General features: G+C 46.8%; 1 protein-coding gene. It reads right to left on the reverse strand.

Annotated features, from left to right (window positions below; translation table 11 throughout):
- Positions 1-754, reverse strand: a 754-nt coding sequence (locus tag A3756_RS00870; protein ID WP_068552661.1) for an SDR family NAD(P)-dependent oxidoreductase, incomplete at its 3' end; no start/stop codon positions are given.
- Positions 755-825: the final 71 nt, after the last annotated feature.

Consider the following 825-nt stretch of genomic DNA (forward strand, 5'->3'; position numbering starts at 1 on the left):
CTGCCAAACGGACAGCGGAATCAATACGTATCACTTCACCGTTAAGTATTGGGTTCTCAACAATATCACGCACTAGCCTACCAAACTCATCGGGTTTACCTAGTCTAGATGGAAAGGGTAATGTTGCAGCAAGGCTGTCTTGTACTTCTTGAGAAAATGATTCCATCATAGGCGTTAGGAAGAGGCCGGGTGCGATCGCTAATACGCGAATGCCAAACTTTGCGAGCTCACGTGCAGCGGGAAGGGTCATTGATACGATCCCTCCCTTCGAGGCAGAATAGGCAGCTTGACCAATTTGACCTTCATAAGCCGCTACTGAGGCTGTTGAAATGATTACGCCTCGCTCACCGTCTGCGTTTTCTTCTCGGCTTTGCATGTCTGCTGCCGCCAGCCTTAGTACATTAAATGAGCCAACAAGGTTTACTTGAATTACGGTATTAAAAAAGTCTAAAGACATTGGGCCGTCACGCCCAAGAATACGTCCTGGACTGCCAATGCCGGCGCAGTTAACAGCTATACCGCAGGGCCCGTGAGTTTCGCGTGCTTTATTGATAGCTGCTTCAACGCTTTCAGCACTTGTTACATCGCATTCAATTGCAATGCCACCTATTTCTTCAGCAAGGGTTTGCGCTTTTTCGATTTGTAAGTCAAGAATCGCGACCTTGGCGCCGTAACTTGCAAGATAGAGTGCAGTGCCTTTTCCAAGACCTGATGCACCGTCAGTTACAATTGCGGGTGTACCTTTAATGTCCATTGAATTTACCTATAAGAAAAACTAAAAGTTTGATCGAAGACTGTGCGCCGGGCAATAGCAAATCAGAATAT

The organism is Oleiphilus sp. HI0086, assembly GCF_001635225.1.